Source organism: Thermoplasma volcanium GSS1, assembly GCF_000011185.1.
GTDB lineage: Archaea > Thermoplasmatota > Thermoplasmata > Thermoplasmatales > Thermoplasmataceae > Thermoplasma > Thermoplasma volcanium.
This window is the reverse complement of the sequence record NC_002689.2, coordinates 988,613-1,006,415: the sequence shown is the minus strand read 5'-3', so window position 1 is coordinate 1,006,415 and position 17,803 is coordinate 988,613. Positions and strand designations below refer to the sequence as shown.

Here is a 17,803-nt window from a genome sequence, read left to right as displayed (position 1 = left end):
TTGAGACTTTGTTATTTTCTTAGCTTTTGCATTGGTTTTACGGCTTCAATGATGCTTTTAATCCACTTGTGAATATAGAGAAGACCATATATGCTGAATGCGTAAGATCATCGCTAGCTGGCCTTGTTGCGTCCTTTCTTACGATTAACCTTCTCCTTTGTATTTCAGCAGTTTCTAGGTGAACGAAACCATGTTCTTCCAGCCCAAGAACAGTTTTTTCTACCTGGTCAAAGTTCGGCAAATAGAACTCTGCCATAGATCCGGGCTTTAAAACCATTTTGAGATTTTCTAAATAATTCCACGGATTTGGTATATCGACAAACAGGGCATCGTAATCGTTGTTCACCTTTAGAGATGATGGATCTCCTATCACATAATCTACATTCTCCAGATCATAAAACTTTGATAAATTGTTAAGAGAAAATTGAATGCTCTCCATTTCCCTGTCAACGAGTGTAAGATGCCCCTCCTTTCCTATAGCCCACAATATATATGCACTCAGGTTGCCTGAACCCACTCCTATCTCCATTGCCTTCATTCCTATGCCCAAGCCAGTCCTCATAATAATGTATGCAGCATCAGCTGGCGATATTATCTGGGTACGCCTTTTGATAAGCCTCCCATAGTTGAATGGCATAAATTTGGCTACAATAAAGGGTTGGCCGTCTACGCTTATTAAGTCTCCAGGTGAAGCAACGAAATTTGGAGGAATGAAGATCTTCTTGTTTTTGCAATTCACAGTTTTATTTTCTAAAGTGCAATCCTCATCTGATGACGTCAATATCATGAAGGTGCATATTACGATGGCTAATGAAATATTGCGATAAGCCTGATCGATCAGCGGGTAAGCCATTTATCCTGCTTAAAGAACGTGAATAGCGCGTAGATAGTGGAAATGTACATTAGCAGCAGCCCTAGTGCGCCATAAGCAAAAACTCTAAATCTTTCCTTTTTGATAGTAACTGATATTGTGACGCCAAAGATGACAATTGCTGCAGTATTCAGGAATCCGACTATCGTTCTGATGATCCAAAAAATAGGAATAAACGAAGGATCGTGTAATCGTAGTCGTAGGTACGCATCGGCATACACAATCTTCCCCGATCCACCAAAGAAGAAGTGTATATGGGGTAAAATGTAAATTAAGGAGAGAATAGCTATAATAGTAGTGAAGAGAGGGAGCAGATACATATAAAGCAAATCAAAAGTATAAAGGGCCCCTGCTTTCCTTGCAGTGCCATTCCATATATCCTTAAAGAAATAGGTCCATCCGACTCTTCCCCACCTTACCTGCTGTCTAAAAAATTTCTTGAAACTAGAATATTGGTATGTTCTGACGTAAACATTATAATCTTTCACCGTTCTATACCCCTGCCTTATTAAGTAAGAAGTAATTTGCCTATCATCACCAAGCTTGCTTTTTCGGCCCATCACTATGTTTTCAGTGAATTCCTTGGAAGTAAGCAAAGGCTTCACTAGATCTGCCCTGTACATGGCGCATCTACCGTCAAGTACCATTACTGAACTGTTTTTGGATATAGACTTGAATATAACCTCCCTTACTCTTTCTACAAATTCGGAAGAATAAGAAACAGGATGCCCACTCTTGTTTATCGTTATGTTGGTCCCAACTCCGCCTACATGATCATCGAAATATTTCAGCATGTCTAACACAGCACCCTGAGGCAGTACAGTATCGCTGTCTACAAACATTACCAGTGGAGTATCAACGTACTGCATAGATCTAGAGAGAACGCCGCGCTTTCCTACGTGTTCCTCTATCTTTATGAAATCGAAGCCCATGGACTCTGCTATTTGCTTGTAAACACCATCACAGCTGTCGCCGAAGACTTTAACAACTGCACCCTGGTTCCTTAGCGATTTCATGGTTTCTGCAAATATACCAACTTCTTCGTTGTATACTGGTACAACGATCGTCACGTCCTTAGTAGAATATCTTATTGTCATCTTATTTTCTTCTTTATAACTGAATGAAAAGTAGCTATTCGCAAAGTAGTAAATTGTCGAAATGACACTGAAAAGTATGGACAGAAATATTAAGATCCTAATCGTGCGTTTATATCGAAATTGGGTATAAATAGTATTTTATTATGATTTGCGTTCCTGTGTACGATAGCATAACCGCAAAAAATTCCATTGCATTAAATAGTTAAAAGCTGGGCTATTAAACATCATCTTTAAGGACTTAAACTTCTAAACTCCCTATGTAGGACTTACCATCCCTTATAATTGGATCCCTTAATACTGGAATGGCATACAGCACTTCATTTCCTATACGAAATCTACAATGTCAATACCTTTTTAGCTGCGGATTCTCTAAGATTTTAATACGACTATATCCTTGAAGTAAAATAAAATAAGCCAAATACAATCCTTAGCATTGGATTAAATAATATGTATGGGTAGTCATCTGCATCTTTCAAAATGCAATATAGAAATCCCTGTAGTTGATATAGAAATCATTCACAGTGAAGGATGATATCGATGAAACATTTAGAAAGTTTTGAGCGTATTTTATTGTCATATTATTATATCTAAAACTATCTTCGTTCGCTTCTATAGTCCCGTTCAATGCGAAGGATAGATAGCGGAATAAGGATAATGAAAAACTTCCGTTTAAAGTATAGTTTAGCGAGAGTATTGTTATTTTCTCTACAATTCCTTTTGTTCCGCTTAAATTCAGAATTTGCCCCTTGACTGCTTGGAAGATCTTTGATTCAACAGGAACCCCTGAGACAGATATAGAAGACGGGGATGAAACTACGCTTCCCTTTGAAGATAAAGAAACGCCATTGAATCTTAATTCGTTGCTCGATAGGTTGAAGTTTAGAGGTCCGTAATACGTCTTATCAATAGATATAAAGTTTCCATATACATTGAAAGTTTCAACCTTTAAGAAATCTGTATAAGGATAGCTTTTCAATATTCCCGCGGTCGTGTATGCCTCCGTTTCATTTACATATTTCAGCTTGCCAGAGGCATTCAGCTCAATTTGCATAGTTACATTTAGAGAAGACGTTAAAGAATTACTGTAGGAGACTGCTGTATCAGCTGTAGAGCCAATCCCTGAATATATGCCGGAAGGAAACTCTTGTACGAAGGTGCTGTTTTGGTAAGTTTTACTCACAAATTGGGTTATTGCGGACAATGTTTCCGAATAGTATTCCCCTTGGGACCTTTCTTCCTGTAAGGGAACATACCAAGACATGTAAGCCGTTACTAAAGTAACAACTATGGCGAAGAGTATAACCGTACCTATTATTTCAGACACGGCGCTGTCCTGGTATTTCACAGCTCCTTAATTTCCCTAAAATAAATATTTTTAATCACGGTAATCTCAAATTTCGTGACCGCATTTTAAAAAACGTTATGAACGAAGATATACTTTTCAATCTAGGGACATTTGCAAATTTTAGTTGATCTATTAATCCTTTGACCTGTAAGTAAATTTATGTATGATAGTGGTATATGTATTTGTGTACGCTTTCAAGGCCGTAAAACAGTATTTCTATCCTTCTGATAACCTGAAGGTGCTTATGCATAAGTTTACTGATATGGTCAATTTCACGATAAATATTATGATTGAGAAGAATCTTACATCAAGAAATTCTGTATCGAATGAAGTTTATCATAAACTTAAGGAATACGAGATACCTTCGTATTATTATATAGAAGCCATTAACAAGGCAGTTGCACTTGTGAAGACATACAGGAAGAGATTGAAGAAAAAGCAGAAGGCAACCGTGCCTCACGTCGAGAAACCAATGCTATCCACATATTATGGGTTTAAGATAGTTGGCGGAAACCTAATGATCCCAATAGCCAATAGGGAATACGAAAGCATACCACTGAATGCATATGTAAGAGATGCAACATCGATGGTGAAAGTGCATTCTTTTGCTTTGTCGGCGTACACACTCTCTCTCACCATAGGGAGGGATGTCGATGCTATTGAATGCACCACTACAGTCGGTGTTGATCGGAATTTAAGGAATGCAACAGTAGGGAATGAATTCCATCATGAAATATATGATCTCTCAAATGTCGTTGAGATCAAGCAACGCTACAGGAAGAAGGAATCCCATTTCCACAGGAATGACAGGAGGATTCGAGAGAAGATTTTATCAAAGTATGGAAAGAGGGAAAGAAACAGGGTAAAGCAGATCATGCATGAAACAAGCAAGGCAATTGTCTCTAACGCATCCACGAGAAAAGAGATGATTGTCCTTGAGAACATTAGGGGAATAAATAAGATTACAAAGAAGGGCGATGGAAAAGGGAAGGATTACAGATTCCTTCTTAAGAATGCATTTCCATATGGGATGCTTGCATCCCAGGTAATGTATAAGGCATCATGGGAAGGCCTTCCTGTCATAGAGCTGACAAGAAAGGAAACAAGGAACACCAGCAGGATGTGCTCGGTATGTGGGTCACTGACCCGAATAGAGCATGGCAGGATCCTGAAGTGTGATTCCTGCGGTCTTGAGATAGACCGTGATGTGAATGCATGCATAAACATTGCATTCAGGTATCGGACATGTCTGAAACGATCCCATAAAGGCCTGCCAGGTGAAGCTGTGAAGCAGTCAAAAGATGTGGAGCAGATGGCAGGAAGTCAAATATCAACGGATATTTGACAAAGCCAATGAGAGATGGTTAATCAAGACGAACCTGAGTTGGGTGAGTTATGCGAGAAGATACTAGTACACATTTATAGGTATGGTCCAGACAGCCCAAAATATATGGCGCATCGGCTCCTCGGTGCCAGCGGTTGGGCCCCTACCTACGATGAGAAAGAGATCAAGGAGAAATGCAAGAAAATGGAAAGTCTTAGGCTTATAAGGGTCTTTCAGGGGCCATTAAAAAGATCTCCAACTTCCTCGGTAAAACCATGGATAAAGATAAAGGCACGCGAAATAAACTATAAGCCCGCAGGCATCTACTATGAACTCACTAAAGACGGGAAAAGAATTGCAGGTAAACTGTTTAAAGAAAAATACAGGTAAGATTGAAATACTGTCTTTCGGATTATTAGCTGTAGATATGGAAGATTTGAGAAATTCGGTCGTATATTTCTGATTAGCTTCATTCAGAAACATTAAATCTTTTTTGTATCTATACATATATGGACATAAGCATAGGCGATGATAGTAACGGAGCTGTAATATCAATAGTCGGATCGCACCTAGATAAGTTGAATCTCAATGGAACGGCTATCCTGCTAGAAAGATATGATGACAGTCCAACCCACTTTGGTTCTGCATTTCTTTTTCCATACGCTAACAGGGTTAGAAATGGTGAATTCACACTCGACGGCAAGAGATATTTTTTGCCTAAGGATGATGAAAACAACAGCATTCACGGTCTTGTACTTTCAAAGAAATTCGATTTAGTTGAGAAAATAGAAAATTCAGTCACTATGAGGTATATTATGGCGGATGAATGTTATCCGTCTCCCATTGAAATTTTCATAACCCATACAGTGTCTGAAGGAAAATATACGTGCCGTGTTAAGGCAAGTAACAGGGGCCTTACAAGGGCGCCAGTATCAGCGGGCTTCCATCCATACTTCCTTTACAATGGTAGGTGGGCAATAAAGAAGCCAAGGGACACTTGGAAACTTGAATATGACGGGCAATTCCCTACAGGAAAGATGGACAAGTTCCTTTTCGAAGAAGATTCCTTTATGCATGAATTTGACAACCAGTTTTTTGCGGATGAAGATATAGTAGTAGATATGGGATCACACATGATCCAAATAGAAAGGGAAAACATGCCTTTCTTTGTAATATACAACGGGAAATACTCAGGTGGAAAATCTGTTGCAATCGAACCAATGATGTCGGCTGTAGATGCATTCAATAATGGAATAGGGCTAAGAATTGTAAATCCAGGTGAATCCATAGAATTTGCGTATTCAGTAGAGATAAGGGAATAAATGTGTAAATAGATGATAAGAGGAAATACAAATGGATATGAAGGATCTGCTCTCAGACAATAAATCCGGGTCGACTGATATAGCGATAAAGCTCCTTAGCTTATACGAAGATGGTAAGCTGGATAACTCTGCTGTTGAATACTTGTACAATGCATTTTCTGGCATGGGCCTTGTTAGAAACATAATATCGAGGCTAAGATCAGGAGATAAAGTACAGCCGCATGAAGTAAAACTTGAATTAAAGAAAGAAGAAGAATCTGCGGTAAAATTGGCTGTTACAGAATTTCCGTTCAAGAAAGTAGCTACAATAAGTGCAGGATCAATGTTAAAGAAATTCGTTACCTCGTCAAAGTCACTCGACACCCTCTATATATTAGAGAGCAGGCCCATGCTGGAAGGATCAGCTATGGCAAAGGAACTAAAGTCATCCGGCATTCGAGCCATTGTATTAACGGATGCATCAATGTGCGTAGCTGTTGAAAATGCAAACGCAGTCATAGTAGGTTCTGATTCTATCCTCGGCGACATGACTTTGATACACAAGATCGGCACATTTCCACTTGCACTCTGTGCTAGAAGGCTCGGAAAGCCCTTTATTTCTTTATCCATATCGATGAAATACGAAGAAAAATTCACCTATAACACTTATCCAGGCTTTCAACTGCACAGCTGCAATGAAATTGCAGAAGGGATCGATTGCATCAACAAGTACTTTGATAAGACGCCAAGAGACCTAATAGATTACATCGTGATGGAAGATAGGATTATGACTTCGAAGTCTTCGGGGATCTAAATTCAAAATATAAAACTAATAACAAATTATCAAATGACAAAAGATGCGCAAGTATGGCGAAATGCTGTTTCAAGCGAGTTAATTTTAATATTAATATGTATGTATCAATGTATTATGAAATTAAATCGCCAGGACGAAGCAGTATCGCCAATCATAGCAACCATATTGCTTATCGCTATAACAATAGTCTTAGCTGCTACTCTATATTCGCTTCTCGGTGGTTACGTTTCGCTAATATCTTCACCAACTCCAACAGCTTCGATAACCATAACTAATGAAACTTCCTCAACATCTCCCGACAGCATTTATTCTATATATGTGTCGAGCGTCAATGCTAATGTTTCACTCACAGATGTAAAACTTGAAATAATATCACTGGACGGGAACGTGACGGAAGCGGCATTGTCACCTGGAACTATATACATTTCTGACTGGGCAATTACCGTCCATGGGCCGGATTATCTTTCTGCCTTAACGGTGATAACCATAACGAGTCAGCCAGGGAACCCGTCGCCATACATAAAATATGTTAAGCTTGTCGATATAGTTACTGATGGAACCATTGCGGGTCAATCCCTTGGTCCTGCTTCACAGACCTCTTAATTGATTCTATGTTCATTACTACTATGGCGTCCTTCCCTACGTTCACGTTCGCCATAGGTATTAGGAAATTGCCATCATCATCAGTGGGAAGATTTTCATATTTTTTGCTGGCTGGAGAAGCGATCATAGTTACGATATTCCATTTCTCGTCTATGCTAAAATTTTTAACATGCCCTATAATTTCTCCAGAACTTGACATGACTGGTTTTTCTATTAGCCTAGAATAAAAGTCCATCATCTTCAATATAATATATAGAAATTTATTATTAGTATTTTTCTTAGAGATTTTTACGGTGAAGCAATCACAGATACAGTCCCTGATCCTGAAGCTCCTTCCTCTTTTCCGATACCGATTTGCCCATGGTTTCGCTGATGCTCTTGTAGAACTTTATTACTTCTTCATCTATGGATGGCCTTATAGTCTTAAGGGCATCAATAAAGTTCTTCTGTGAAACCTGAGTTGCATCTGGGTTCTCTCGATAGGCATTCATACCTGCTTCCCTGCATAGGTTCTCAAGGTCTGCACCCACGTAGCCCTCTGTCCTTTGGGCAATGCTGTCCAGATCGACATCCGGCGCGAGCGGCATATTTTTGGTATGTACCTTTAATATGCTGAGGCGTGCGTCCTTGTCCGGTGGCGGTATGTAGATAAGTTTATCAAATCTTCCAGCCCTAAGCAGTGCTGGATCCATTATATCCGGCCTATTCGTGGCCCCAATGGCTACAACTCCGTTCATAACCTCTATGCCATCGAGCGATGTTAGGAGTTGATTAACTATCCTTTCAGTGACGCCTGAGTCGCTTGTCGTACCTCTCCTTGGCGCTATAGAATCTATTTCATCGAGGAATACTATAGCAGGGGCGACTTGCTTTGCTTTCTTGAATATTTCCCTTATAGCCTTCTCGCTCTCTCCTACCCACTTGCTTAATACCTCCGGGCCCTTAATAGATATAAAGTTAGCGTTGCTCTCTGTGGCAACCGCCTTGGCCAACAGCGTCTTTCCAACTCCGGGCGGACCGTATAACAAGAAACCTTTCGACGGCCTTATTCCTAATCTCTTAAACACATCTGGCTTTAGAAGCGGCAATTCTACAGTTTCCTTTACCTCCCTCTTAACATCTTCGAGACCGCCTATGTCATCCCAGTGTACGTTAGGCACTTCGACCATTACCTCTCTGAGGCTGCTTGGTTCAATGTTCTTCAATGCATTCTTAAAGTCTTCTTCAGTAACAACCATTTTTTCCAATATTTCTGTAGGTATCGGCTTATCTAGGTCGATTTCCGGTAGATACCTCCTTAGGGCGTTCATTGCACTCTCCCTTACGAGGGCGGCAAGATCAGCTCCTACAAATCCATAGGTGTAGTCAGCCATTTCCTCAAGGAACTTGTTTTTCTGCTCCTCGTCCATGCCTAGAGGCATGTTTCTGGTATGTATCATTAAGATTTCCTTTCTGCCATTGCGGTCTGGAACTCCTATTTCGATCTCTCTGTCGAACCTTCCTGGCCTTCTCAGCGCTGGATCCACTGCGTCTATCCTGTTGGTTGCACCTATGACTATTACGTGACCGCGTTCCTTCATACCGTCCATCAAAGTAAGGAGTTGTGCAACTACTCTTCTTTCGACCTCCCCCTGTACCTCTTCCCTCTTGGGTGCAATCGAATCTATTTCATCTATGAATATTATAGATGGGGCTGTTTCTTCTGCCTTTGAGAATATCTCTCTCAGCTTTTGCTCGCTCTGCCCATAGTACTTACTCATTATCTCCGGTCCGTTTATGGACAGGAAATTGGCCCCAGATTCATTTGCAACAGCTCTAGCAATAAGGGTTTTTCCAGTTCCAGGAGGCCCATATAGTATAACACCCTTTGGAGGTGTAATGCCCAGCCTTTCGAATAGTTCAGGATGCTTTAATGGAAGCTCGATCATCTCCCTGATCTTGCCCAGCTGTTCTGAGAGACCTCCTATATCTTCATAACTAACCCTAGATACCTCCTCCAATACTTCAGAGGCAGGTTCCTCCCTTATCTCTATCTTTGTCTCTTCTCCGATTTCAACTGGTACCTTGCCAGGCATAGTTTTTACAACCTTAAATAAAAGTCCGGTTTGGCCTGCAAGCGTTAAACCTGGGACGCTTATGTTGTCCTGTTCGAGCATTGGCCTTCTTATAAGCGCCCTTTGGACGTATTCCTCTATGCCTTCGCCAAATTTTAAGCGTTGATCTTTACGTATTATGGGTGCAAGCGTTACTTTCTTGGCTATCTCTGTCCTTACTTTTCTGACCCTTACCTTATCCCCTATGGAAGCGCCGCAGTTATTCCTCATTACACTGTCTATCCTTACTATCCCCTTGTTCTCGTCCTCCGGCCTGGCCCTGTATACCCTGCCTACAGTTTTTCTGGCCTTCTCGATCTCTACTACATCGCCGATCTCGGCATCGAGCAGGCGCCTAGACGATTCATCAAGCCTAACCCTAGACATGCCTGGATCTGTTGAGTTTGCCTCGGCAACCCTGAGTATTATACCGCTGCTGTTATCCATAATCCCACATTGTCAAATCGGTATATTAAAATTGTTTATTGCTTAATTCAAAAGTTATTACTTTTCAGGCGAAACGGAAATTATTGAATCCTGTTATAACATTGAGCTCTCGTAGAAATGTTGTGCTCAATAACAAAAGTTTGAAAAATTGAAGATTCTGTAAATTAATTGTTGGGCCTACGAGAACTCTTCTTCTAGTTCTATTATGACTTGATTCAGGACGTCTTCAAATGTCCTTCCTGTGTACTCCCTTAATCCTCCCATCTCTGTCCTGAGTTTTGCCACATACTCAGTGTCAGATTCCTTTGAAAATTCTATGTTGCAGATGAGTTCTTCCATACCTATCGGTTAGTGTAAATAGTTAATGGCTTAAAGTTTTTGATAAATTTTTTTTGAACATTGCCATTCATTAGAAACTATTAAATAAGTTAGATTAATACTAATATAGTATGAAGACAATAACTAAAAAGGAGAGAGACTGCCTTATCATGATAAAAGAGTTCAAGAATAGCGTGTTCCCTGTAAGGCTCAAGGACCTTTCCGGAATGATGAATATTAAGCCTCCATCTGTTCTTGAAATTTTAAATAGGCTAGAGGAGAAGGGCCTTATAAAGAAGGATAGGGGGATGATCGCTTTAACGATCGACGGTGAAGAAGAGTATAAAAGAATAGTAACGGTTCATAGAACTCTTGAAGTTCTTTATTCCAGGAGCGGCATAGATGCCGATGAGGCCTGCAAAAAGATTGGAAATTTTGACTTTCTTGTCGATTATGACGATGCAAAGAAAATATCCAATGCCCTTGGAAACCCTAAGAAATGCCCCCATGGAAAAGAAATACAAGTATAAATTAGATCTTTCGAAAAAATAATATCAGAATTTTATCATTATTCTGCCGCTTGATTTTTTATCTTTCATTAGTTTATAAGCTTCATTTATCTGGCTTATATCGATCTCTTTCCCCACAATTGGCTTTATCATCCCTTTGCTTACCATGTTGAGGGCCTCCTCGACATCCTTCTTCGTAGAGCTTATGCTTCCCCTGATCGTATTTCCCTTCAGTATTATTAGGCCAAGCGGAAGGCTGACCGGATCAGGCTTTACGTTGCCTATTATTACCATTTTTCCGCCATTGTTGAGGCTGCGGAGTGATCTCTCGAATGTGTATATGCCTACACATTCCAAAACTATGTCTGCTCCGCCTAATTTTTTAACATCTTCATTGAACTTGGAGTTCCCGTCTACAATGTAATCTGCACCTATTTTTTCTAGCAAATCGAGTTTTTCCGGTGATGTTGTTTCAGCAATTACCGTTGCACCGAATGCTTTAGCCATTTCAACTGCATGAATGCCAACACCACCTCCTGCACCTGTAATTAGGACTTTTTTTCCTTCGCCTGCTTTACCCATTCTCTTCAATGCGTGGTATAGCATACCAGTAACGCACGCAGCAAGAGAAAGCGAAGCTCCATCAACGTTGTTAGGGGCTTTTACTAAACTTATTTCAGGAATGTTCACGTACTGCCTGAAACCTCCCTGCACCTCTTCGCCCAAGGACTTTTTGTACGGGCATAGATTCTCGTTCCCAGATCGGCAGAATTCGCATTTTCCACATGGTATGTATATGAGGCTTGAGACCTTATCACCCGGTCTGAACGCTTCAACTTTATCCCCAACTTTAACCACTGTACCACCTATCTCGTGGCCCTGGATCATGGGGAGTGCAATTCTAGGGAAAAAACCTGTAGCTGCAAGCAAATCACGGTAGCATACTCCTGCATATTCTTGTTTTATTAAGACTTCATTTTCAGCAGGATCAGGGATATCTACATCATCTATGCTTACGGGTTCGTTTATTTTCTTAAGGATAGCGGCTTTCACAACATGCTATTTTCAATATTCTATTAAAGCTTGTCCTTACAAATGCCAGGTGGCAATATATTTATCTAATGGCCCAATACTCAAAGCGATGTTGCAGGACGACTACAAGTATGCCAGGCAGATTGCCCTCAGGGTGTTTAATGCCGATGACTTGAAGAAGATCAGGAATTCTGTCGTCTCAGTAATTGGTGTAGGAGGGGTAGGTTCCTTAATAGCCGACTTGTTTGTTAGATCCGGAATAAAGAAATTGATAATTGTCGATAGAGACTACGTAACTTCTTCAAACTTGTATAGGCAGGTCCTTTACGATGAAAATGACATTGGAGATTCAAAGGCAGAAGCAGCGAAGAGGCGCCTAAGCAAGGTAAACTCAGATGTTGAAATTGAAGCAAGGAATGAGACCTTCGATGCTGGTAATGCTGAAAGAATAGTATCATCTTCCGATCTTATAATGGACGGCACCGATAATTTAACGTCACGGTTAATCCTAAACGATGCCGCAGTTAAGAATATGAAGCCTTGGATAATGGCCTCTGCAATAGAAACATACGGCCAGGTAAAGGCTATAATACCAGAAAAAACATCGTGCTATAGATGTTATTTTAGCGGGGAGCCATTTGCACAACCAACCTGCGCAGAAGTAGGCGTCCTAAGTTCTTTAGTCACAATGGTGGCTTCGATAGCATGGACCCTCGGCATTAAAGTGCTTACAGGAAAAGAGGTAGATGGTAGCCTGTTCAATATAGACGCATGGACACAAGAGATAGACCGCATAGCAATTGATAGGATGGACGACTGTGAATGCTGTGTTTTAAAGCATTTCGAGTATCTTAGCGATCGCTATAAAAATATAGGCCTAGAGTTTTTACCGTAACTGTGGTGTTGAATGAAAATTAAAGGAGTGATCTTTGACTTCGATGGTACACTCTTGGATTCCGTAGACGTCAGAATAACTTCATGGCAAGAGGCATTTAAGGACTTTGGAGTTAACGTGCCTAGGGACGTGATCAAGCCAATGATAGGATATCCAGGAGTAGATCTTGCCAGGAAGTTTGTCAATAATCCTTTGGATGTTGAGATGCTACAAGAAGACTATTTTCTTAAAAAAATAGACAGCGTAAAACTGTTTCAAGACGTGATACCTACCATACACAGGTTAAAAGATCGTGGCATTAAAGTATCCGTCGTTACTTCTACGCGTAGATCTGTGATGAATCGTTTTGATCTGCCCGTTGATACTGTAGTAACTATAGATGATGTATCGAAAGGAAAGCCGGATCCAGAACCTTACATAATTGCATTGAAGAAGATGGCAGTCGAGCCAAAGGAATGCGTGGTTGTAGGAGATATAGAAAATGACTTGGTACCAGGTAAAAAAATCATGTGCACAACTGTTTTAGTTAAGCATGGAAGAGACGTCCACAGCCCGTTTGCCGACTATGAAATTGAAAACATATCTGATTTAATCAAAATAATAGAGGAAATTGAGAGTAAATCTCAGAGCACATAATAAAAGGTAAAATTGGAAATAGAAATAGCAATGCCAGCATATCCAGAGGAGTCGTTGGACACAATGGTAAATTCGTAACTCCAACTACGACCTAATTCTAATTGTCCGCTTTTCTGGTTTCCATTTGCATATACTGTTATTGTGTTCCCACTGGTGAAGTTAGATGGCTTAACCGTCAAGACCATATTGCTCCCATTTTGTTCAATAGTGAAATTATCAAACAACTTAGGCAGTTTCAAATCTATATGCTTTTGGAATATTACAAAGAATACGTGTTCCTCAAAAGGTATGGTTATGTTTACAGAGTGTGTTGGCCAGCTCTTTAATAACGTATTCATATCTAATGGGATGAGTACATTGGCCTGGACGGAGGTGAGAGCGGGGACAATGACTTCGTCATGATAGAATGTCACCTCTGAGACTGTATATGCCCTATTCACAAGAGCAATTCTAACATTTAGATAGTAGTGGGAATCAACATTTTCTATGTTTTTTATAGTAAGCGGGCCTACGATAGCGACAGACGTCATACCTTGTTCCTGAAGGGCAATGCCTGTAGTTACCACCATCGATGAGGCAAATACGGCAAAAATTAAGATCAGGAACGATAATGTCTGACGCATTATGAAAATAGCTATTATAAGTACTTAAATTTTTTTCCCAAACTAACTTTGTTCATTCGTATAATTCAATGCATGTCAGACATTTTAATGCCAGTTAAAGGAATATTCATATATTGGATGGCATGATATAGTATTATGATATTGGCAGAAATAACGTATATACCAATAGGCGAGGGGACGTCTGCTTCTAAATATGTTAACGCTGCATTGGCTGAGTTTAAAAAGATGGGCATAGCTTTCTACCCCAATAGCATGGGCACTGTGATAGAAGCGAAAGATCTAGAGACTATCTTTGAAGCTGTGAAGAGAGGCGAGGAAGCAATAATACAGAAAGGCATAAAGAGGGTGGAGACCTACCTGAAGATCGATCACAGGATAGACGCGGAGAACAGCGTCCAGAAAAAGATATCTGAACTAAAGTATTAGATAACGTACACCATATTAAACTATTTTTAGCCTAAAAAGTGAAACTTAAATAATACAGAGTAATAACTTCAAAAGTGGAAACAGGTTCGGATAAGTTTAAGCATTTGATAGTTAATCAGTTGGGCCTGAGGCATGCCATCTCTCAGGCTGTCGCGCTCAACGCACCTGCGGGCACAATTGTTCTTTATGTGGCTGGTACTGCGTCTATTATAACTTCTACTTTCATAACGCATCCATTTGGCTCCTATGCAATACCCTTAATACTGCTTCTTTCACTAGTAGTCTATGCACTAATGAGTTATTCGATGTACGAATTCTCTAGAAAATTGTCAAGTGCAGGTGGTTACTACACTTTCGTTTCACGCGGCCTTGGCAACTCTGCAGGTTTCGTTACTGCGCTTTCCTACATTACTTATGAAATTCTCAGTTTTACTGGTTTTGGCATTTTAGGGTTCCTTGGTTTTGCCTATGCAATTTTCCCCTCACTTGGAATCGCAATACCTGATCCTGAGTTTCTCTGGATGCCTGTTGCTTTTGTTTTTATTGGCCTTGTATCGCTTTTAATTTATTTGGGTATCAAGCCGTCCCTTCGTTTCGTGTCCTACACTGTATTCATTGAAGTAGCATTCTTGATCTTTACGTCTGTGGCATTGATAGTCATGCATCATACTTCCGTTAATCTTGAACCATTTACGCCTACCCCTATGGGAAACGATCCATACGCAATTTTTGCAATGATGATATACGCTATCGGCGCCTTCGTAGGAATAGGGGGTTCAATTCCCATAGCTGAAGAGACGAAAAAGCCGAAGAGAAACGTTCCTTTGGCGATACTCGTTACTATAGCTGTACTTGGCATAACTATAATATTAGCTTCGTACGCCCAGGTAGTAAGCTGGGGCTTAAACCGAATAGATCTATTTGGGAGCAGCTCAGACCCATACCCTCTGTTAACCATATACCATTCGGCGTTTGGGCCACTTAGTATAATCCTATTTTGGGCTATAATTATCATTGTCCTCAACTCTTTCTTTACAGCAACAGTGTCACTTGGAACGAACGCGACCAGAGTTATATTCTCAATGGCAAGGGAAGGTGCACTTCCTTCTTTTCTCTCTGAAATGAACAGGAACAATGGCACGCCGACTATGGCAATGATAGTGCTTACTGCCATATCGATAGCCATAGTAATAGGGGTAGGAGCAGGCTTTGAGTTCTTCGGCCATTTTTCACCAGTCAATGCTCTGCTTACATCATCTGTATTTCTACTTATCCTTGAAAGCCCAATAACATACATTGTACACATATTGACGAACACATCTCTCTACAGCTACATGAAGAAAAGAACAAAGATGAAAGCGAAGGATTTGTTCAAATATCTTGTGATTCCTTCTGTTTCTACAGTGACGCTGATTGCTGCTATAGTAGCAGGTATATACTTCAACTTGTTCTTAGTCGATGCAATATACGCGTCATTCGCTTTAATAGCAATAATAATAATATCGACGTTGGTAATGAGGGCTAAATTTAAGGAAAAACTGGAATATTTGGGCGATTTTAGCCTTTAAATTTTTTTATTTTATCGAAGAGACTCTTATCGCTTTGGCTATGCTAGGATCTAGCGACAATAGCCTTCCATCTTTTTCTATTTGTAGAGGGAAGCCAGTTCTTATTATCTTAACTTTAGCTCCGGGAAGAATTTGGTTAGCGTAAAGATAGTTAAGTATCTCATCCGTCTCGTATATTATACGTGATATTATGACATCTCCCGTCTCATTCAGATCCGTTATCCTAACATCGTCAATCTTTTCAACATATCCTTCTGGGCTAGGTATGGGATTTCCATGAGGGCACCTCTTTGCATTAAATCTTTCGATGACCCTATGTATGATCTCTTCCGTCATTCCGTGCTCTATACCCATCGCTTCTCTGTCAACAGCGTCCCACTCTATTCCTACACATTGAGAAAGAAGGACTTCAGCTGTTCTATGTTTCCTTAGGAATATATTGGCCTCTATGTCTCCCTGATCGGTCAACACATACTTACCCCTATCGATTTTCTTCACCATCCCAAGGTCTATTAAGTGGTTTATCTCGTCCCTAGCGCTCTGCCTTTTCACCTGTAGGCTCTTGGCTATATCAGACAACTGTGCATAGTCCTGATATAGCACGAGTTCTTGTATTATTTTAAGGTAATCTTCTTCGGTAACAGAACGCACCCTCATTACTTTCAATATATAGCCTCCTTCAAATCGTATTTTACTATTGGCGCCTCTAGTTTTTTACCGTTCATGTCTTGGTATGTTTCATAAATTGACGTCTTCAAGTCCCCTATCTGTTTCTCCTTTTCGTTGTCATCAAGCGAGCCGAGGCCTTTAGATATATTATAGTAATCAGCATCATCAAACTCGTATATAGGCGAGATGTAGATTATATCACCTCTTCCAAGGTCCATTTGAGAGATGACCGATGCAGTATTCTTCACGTGGTTTTCGTAGAATTTCCTGCCTCCTGCGCCCGCCATCAAGATTATGCCTATATTCAATCCGGCATCTTTTATCTGGTTTACAAGGTTTATGGCCTCCGAAAGGTTCATCATTTTGTTGAGTAATCTCAGGACACCCGGATCTCCCGATTCGAGACCGAGATAAACCCTCTTTAATCCGTGATCCTTCATCTCTCGAAAATGCATCTCGCTCTTTCTTTTCTGAGTTGAGATTGCGTCAACAAATGCATACACTGGCAGCCCAAATTCTTCCTTTATTAAGTCAAGATAAGACAGGAGAGTTTTCTGTTCTAAATTTACTGCATTCGCATCTCCCAAGAAGACTGTTTTCCTTGCAGAAAGGCCCTCACCAAAGTAGTCTTTGACCTGTCTTACGTGTTCCTTGAATTCATCAGGTAATCTTACCATGTAGTCTCTATCTCTATACAACTTGCAGAATGTGCACCTGTTCCAAGAACATCCCTTTTCAGCCTGAATATAAACAGGGAAGTATTGGTCAGGTGGTACTATTGGCACACTCATCCCATATATACCATGGAGTTTTTTGGCATCCTCCTCCAGAAACTCATGGTTTAAAGAGGAAAACCTCCTAGCGTATATTGATAGTTCCTGCGGCAAATCTTCAGCTATCGATCCTAGGAAATTGTATGCTTCATCAGCTATTTTATTGCCGGCCTCTTTATCGACCAATTCCACTGATCTTCCAGATTCAGTGTGCTTTAAACGCAGGAATTTATTATCAAGTGATCGCCTGTAGGTTGCATCTCCATTATCATAGAATAGAAATCTACCGGAAAGATCAAGGGTAAAGACGATCTTGTTGTCTTTCTCAACGCTGATTATACCGTTTTCGATTTTTCCATTAGTATCCATTTAATGAGCCTCCCAGTGCACAATAAGTCTTGTGCATTGTAACGTCATTTCTAAATGGTTTAACGCTTTTTCTCTCATGTAGTATAATTT

Annotated in this window: 20 protein-coding genes; 10 read left to right on the top strand and 10 right to left on the bottom strand. The window is 40.3% G+C overall.

Annotation, left to right across the window (positions count from 1 at the left end; all coding sequences use genetic code 11):
• Positions 1 to 37: 37 nt before the first annotated feature.
• The 3 genes from TVG_RS05140 to TVG_RS05130 form a co-directional block, all read right to left on the bottom strand.
• A complete protein-coding gene (locus TVG_RS05140) occupies positions 38 to 853 on the bottom strand; it encodes a tRNA (adenine-N1)-methyltransferase (RefSeq protein ID WP_083755846.1) in 816 nt (271 codons plus the stop codon).
• Entirely contained in the window at positions 838 to 1,968 is a 1,131-nt protein-coding gene (locus tag TVG_RS05135; protein ID WP_241760260.1) for a glycosyltransferase, read from the bottom strand. Before TVG_RS05135 ends, TVG_RS05140 begins: the two co-directional genes overlap by 16 nt.
• Before the next feature lie 472 nt (positions 1,969 to 2,440).
• A complete protein-coding gene (locus TVG_RS05130) occupies positions 2,441 to 3,313 on the bottom strand; it encodes an archaellin/type IV pilin N-terminal domain-containing protein (protein WP_010917211.1) in 873 nt (290 codons plus the stop codon).
• A 184-nt stretch (positions 3,314 to 3,497) separates the two neighbouring features.
• Between TVG_RS05130 and TVG_RS05125 the strand changes: the two genes are divergently transcribed.
• The 5 genes from TVG_RS05125 to TVG_RS05105 all read left to right on the top strand — a co-directional run bounded on the left by TVG_RS05125 (position 3,498) and on the right by TVG_RS05105 (position 7,355).
• Positions 3,498 to 4,658, top strand: a complete 1,161-nt coding sequence (locus TVG_RS05125; protein WP_241760259.1) for an RNA-guided endonuclease InsQ/TnpB family protein — start codon at positions 3,498 to 3,500, stop codon at positions 4,656 to 4,658.
• 15 nt (positions 4,659 to 4,673) lie between these two features.
• Positions 4,674 to 5,027, top strand: coding sequence for a hypothetical protein (locus TVG_RS05120; protein ID WP_010917209.1), 354 nt, complete (start codon positions 4,674 to 4,676; stop codon positions 5,025 to 5,027).
• A 119-nt stretch (positions 5,028 to 5,146) separates the two neighbouring features.
• Positions 5,147 to 5,959 carry an aldose 1-epimerase gene (locus tag TVG_RS05115; RefSeq protein ID WP_010917208.1) on the top strand — a complete coding sequence of 271 codons (813 nt, stop codon included), beginning with the start codon at positions 5,147 to 5,149 and terminating at the stop codon, positions 5,957 to 5,959.
• Positions 5,960 to 5,990: 31 nt separating this feature from the next.
• Positions 5,991 to 6,752: a translation initiation factor IF-2B subunit delta gene (locus TVG_RS05110; protein WP_010917207.1), complete on the top strand. Its 762-nt coding sequence runs from the start codon at positions 5,991 to 5,993 to the stop codon at positions 6,750 to 6,752.
• Positions 6,753 to 6,866: 114 nt separating this feature from the next.
• Complete coding sequence (locus TVG_RS05105; protein ID WP_010917206.1) at positions 6,867 to 7,355, top strand: archaellin/type IV pilin N-terminal domain-containing protein; 489 nt, start codon at positions 6,867 to 6,869, stop codon at positions 7,353 to 7,355.
• Here TVG_RS05105 and TVG_RS05100 read toward each other — a convergent pair.
• From TVG_RS05100 to TVG_RS08660, 3 genes are all read right to left on the bottom strand, one after another.
• Positions 7,300 to 7,593 (bottom strand): PRC-barrel domain-containing protein, encoded by a 294-nt coding sequence (locus TVG_RS05100; protein WP_048054010.1) that lies wholly within the window; start codon positions 7,591 to 7,593, stop codon positions 7,300 to 7,302. The genes TVG_RS05105 and TVG_RS05100 overlap by 56 nt on opposite strands.
• Before the next feature lie 64 nt (positions 7,594 to 7,657).
• Positions 7,658 to 9,895, bottom strand: a complete 2,238-nt coding sequence (gene vat, locus TVG_RS05095) for a VCP-like ATPase (protein WP_010917205.1) — start codon at positions 9,893 to 9,895, stop codon at positions 7,658 to 7,660.
• A 177-nt stretch (positions 9,896 to 10,072) separates the two neighbouring features.
• Positions 10,073 to 10,234, bottom strand: coding sequence for a hypothetical protein (locus TVG_RS08660; RefSeq protein ID WP_010917204.1), 162 nt, complete (start codon positions 10,232 to 10,234; stop codon positions 10,073 to 10,075).
• 110 nt (positions 10,235 to 10,344) lie between these two features.
• On the opposite strand from TVG_RS08660, the gene TVG_RS05090 reads away from it, so the two are divergent.
• The gene (locus TVG_RS05090; protein WP_010917203.1) at positions 10,345 to 10,743 is read left to right on the top strand and encodes a metal-dependent transcriptional regulator; all 399 of its coding nucleotides are present in this window, start codon (positions 10,345 to 10,347) and stop codon (positions 10,741 to 10,743) included.
• Positions 10,744 to 10,767: 24 nt separating this feature from the next.
• Here TVG_RS05090 and TVG_RS05085 read toward each other — a convergent pair whose 3' ends face one another.
• The gene (locus TVG_RS05085; protein WP_010917202.1) at positions 10,768 to 11,775 is read right to left on the bottom strand and encodes a zinc-binding dehydrogenase; all 1,008 of its coding nucleotides are present in this window, start codon (positions 11,773 to 11,775) and stop codon (positions 10,768 to 10,770) included.
• A 49-nt stretch (positions 11,776 to 11,824) separates the two neighbouring features.
• Between TVG_RS05085 and TVG_RS05080 the strand changes: the two genes are divergently transcribed.
• Both TVG_RS05080 and TVG_RS05075 read left to right on the top strand, forming a co-directional pair.
• Positions 11,825 to 12,649 (top strand): HesA/MoeB/ThiF family protein, encoded by an 825-nt coding sequence (locus TVG_RS05080; RefSeq protein WP_241760258.1) that lies wholly within the window; start codon positions 11,825 to 11,827, stop codon positions 12,647 to 12,649.
• A 12-nt stretch (positions 12,650 to 12,661) separates the two neighbouring features.
• Positions 12,662 to 13,285, top strand: a complete 624-nt coding sequence (locus TVG_RS05075) for an HAD family hydrolase (protein ID WP_010917200.1) — start codon at positions 12,662 to 12,664, stop codon at positions 13,283 to 13,285.
• On the opposite strand, the gene TVG_RS05070 is transcribed toward TVG_RS05075, so the two are convergent.
• Positions 13,273 to 13,908, bottom strand: coding sequence for a hypothetical protein (locus TVG_RS05070; protein ID WP_156769099.1), 636 nt, complete (start codon positions 13,906 to 13,908; stop codon positions 13,273 to 13,275). The two genes, TVG_RS05075 and TVG_RS05070, sit on opposite strands and share 13 nt — an antisense overlap.
• Positions 13,909 to 14,043: 135 nt before the next feature.
• Here TVG_RS05070 and TVG_RS05065 point away from each other — a divergent pair, with 135 nt between their 5' ends.
• A complete protein-coding gene (locus TVG_RS05065; protein ID WP_010917198.1) occupies positions 14,044 to 14,334 on the top strand; it encodes an MTH1187 family thiamine-binding protein in 291 nt (96 codons plus the stop codon).
• A 74-nt stretch (positions 14,335 to 14,408) separates the two neighbouring features.
• Entirely contained in the window at positions 14,409 to 15,902 is a 1,494-nt protein-coding gene (locus TVG_RS05060; protein WP_241760257.1) for an APC family permease, read from the top strand.
• A gap of 6 nt (positions 15,903 to 15,908) precedes the next feature.
• Here TVG_RS05060 and TVG_RS05055 read toward each other — a convergent pair whose 3' ends face one another.
• A complete protein-coding gene (locus tag TVG_RS05055; RefSeq protein WP_010917196.1) occupies positions 15,909 to 16,559 on the bottom strand; it encodes a metal-dependent transcriptional regulator in 651 nt (216 codons plus the stop codon).
• A gap of 5 nt (positions 16,560 to 16,564) precedes the next feature.
• The gene (locus TVG_RS05050) at positions 16,565 to 17,713 is read right to left on the bottom strand and encodes a radical SAM protein (protein WP_010917195.1); all 1,149 of its coding nucleotides are present in this window, start codon (positions 17,711 to 17,713) and stop codon (positions 16,565 to 16,567) included.
• Positions 17,714 to 17,803 lie beyond the last annotated feature (90 nt).

Excerpts from the sequence above, each read along its gene's own strand:
- TVG_RS05120 (WP_010917209.1), top strand. The coding sequence starts at position 4,674 with ATGGTTAATCAAGACGAACCTGAGTTGGGTGAGTTATGCGAGAAGATA.
- TVG_RS05115 (WP_010917208.1), top strand. The coding sequence starts at position 5,147 with ATGGACATAAGCATAGGCGATGATAGTAACGGAGCTGTAATATCAATA.
- TVG_RS05055 (WP_010917196.1), bottom strand. The coding sequence starts at position 16,559 with ATGAGGGTGCGTTCTGTTACCGAAGAAGATTACCTTAAAATAATACAA.
- TVG_RS05140 (WP_083755846.1), bottom strand. The coding sequence starts at position 853 with ATGGCTTACCCGCTGATCGATCAGGCTTATCGCAATATTTCATTAGCC.
- TVG_RS05110 (WP_010917207.1), top strand. The coding sequence starts at position 5,991 with ATGGATATGAAGGATCTGCTCTCAGACAATAAATCCGGGTCGACTGAT.
- TVG_RS05090 (WP_010917203.1), top strand. The coding sequence starts at position 10,345 with ATGAAGACAATAACTAAAAAGGAGAGAGACTGCCTTATCATGATAAAA.
- TVG_RS05070 (WP_156769099.1), bottom strand. The coding sequence starts at position 13,908 with ATGCGTCAGACATTATCGTTCCTGATCTTAATTTTTGCCGTATTTGCC.
- TVG_RS05135 (WP_241760260.1), bottom strand. The coding sequence starts at position 1,968 with ATGACAATAAGATATTCTACTAAGGACGTGACGATCGTTGTACCAGTA.
- TVG_RS05105 (WP_010917206.1), top strand. The coding sequence starts at position 6,867 with ATGAAATTAAATCGCCAGGACGAAGCAGTATCGCCAATCATAGCAACC.
- TVG_RS05065 (WP_010917198.1), top strand. The coding sequence starts at position 14,044 with ATGATATTGGCAGAAATAACGTATATACCAATAGGCGAGGGGACGTCT.
- vat (WP_010917205.1), bottom strand. The coding sequence starts at position 9,895 with ATGGATAACAGCAGCGGTATAATACTCAGGGTTGCCGAGGCAAACTCA.
- TVG_RS08660 (WP_010917204.1), bottom strand. The coding sequence starts at position 10,234 with ATGGAAGAACTCATCTGCAACATAGAATTTTCAAAGGAATCTGACACT.
- TVG_RS05075 (WP_010917200.1), top strand. The coding sequence starts at position 12,662 with ATGAAAATTAAAGGAGTGATCTTTGACTTCGATGGTACACTCTTGGAT.
- TVG_RS05050 (WP_010917195.1), bottom strand. The coding sequence starts at position 17,713 with ATGGATACTAATGGAAAAATCGAAAACGGTATAATCAGCGTTGAGAAA.
- TVG_RS05100 (WP_048054010.1), bottom strand. The coding sequence starts at position 7,593 with ATGATGGACTTTTATTCTAGGCTAATAGAAAAACCAGTCATGTCAAGT.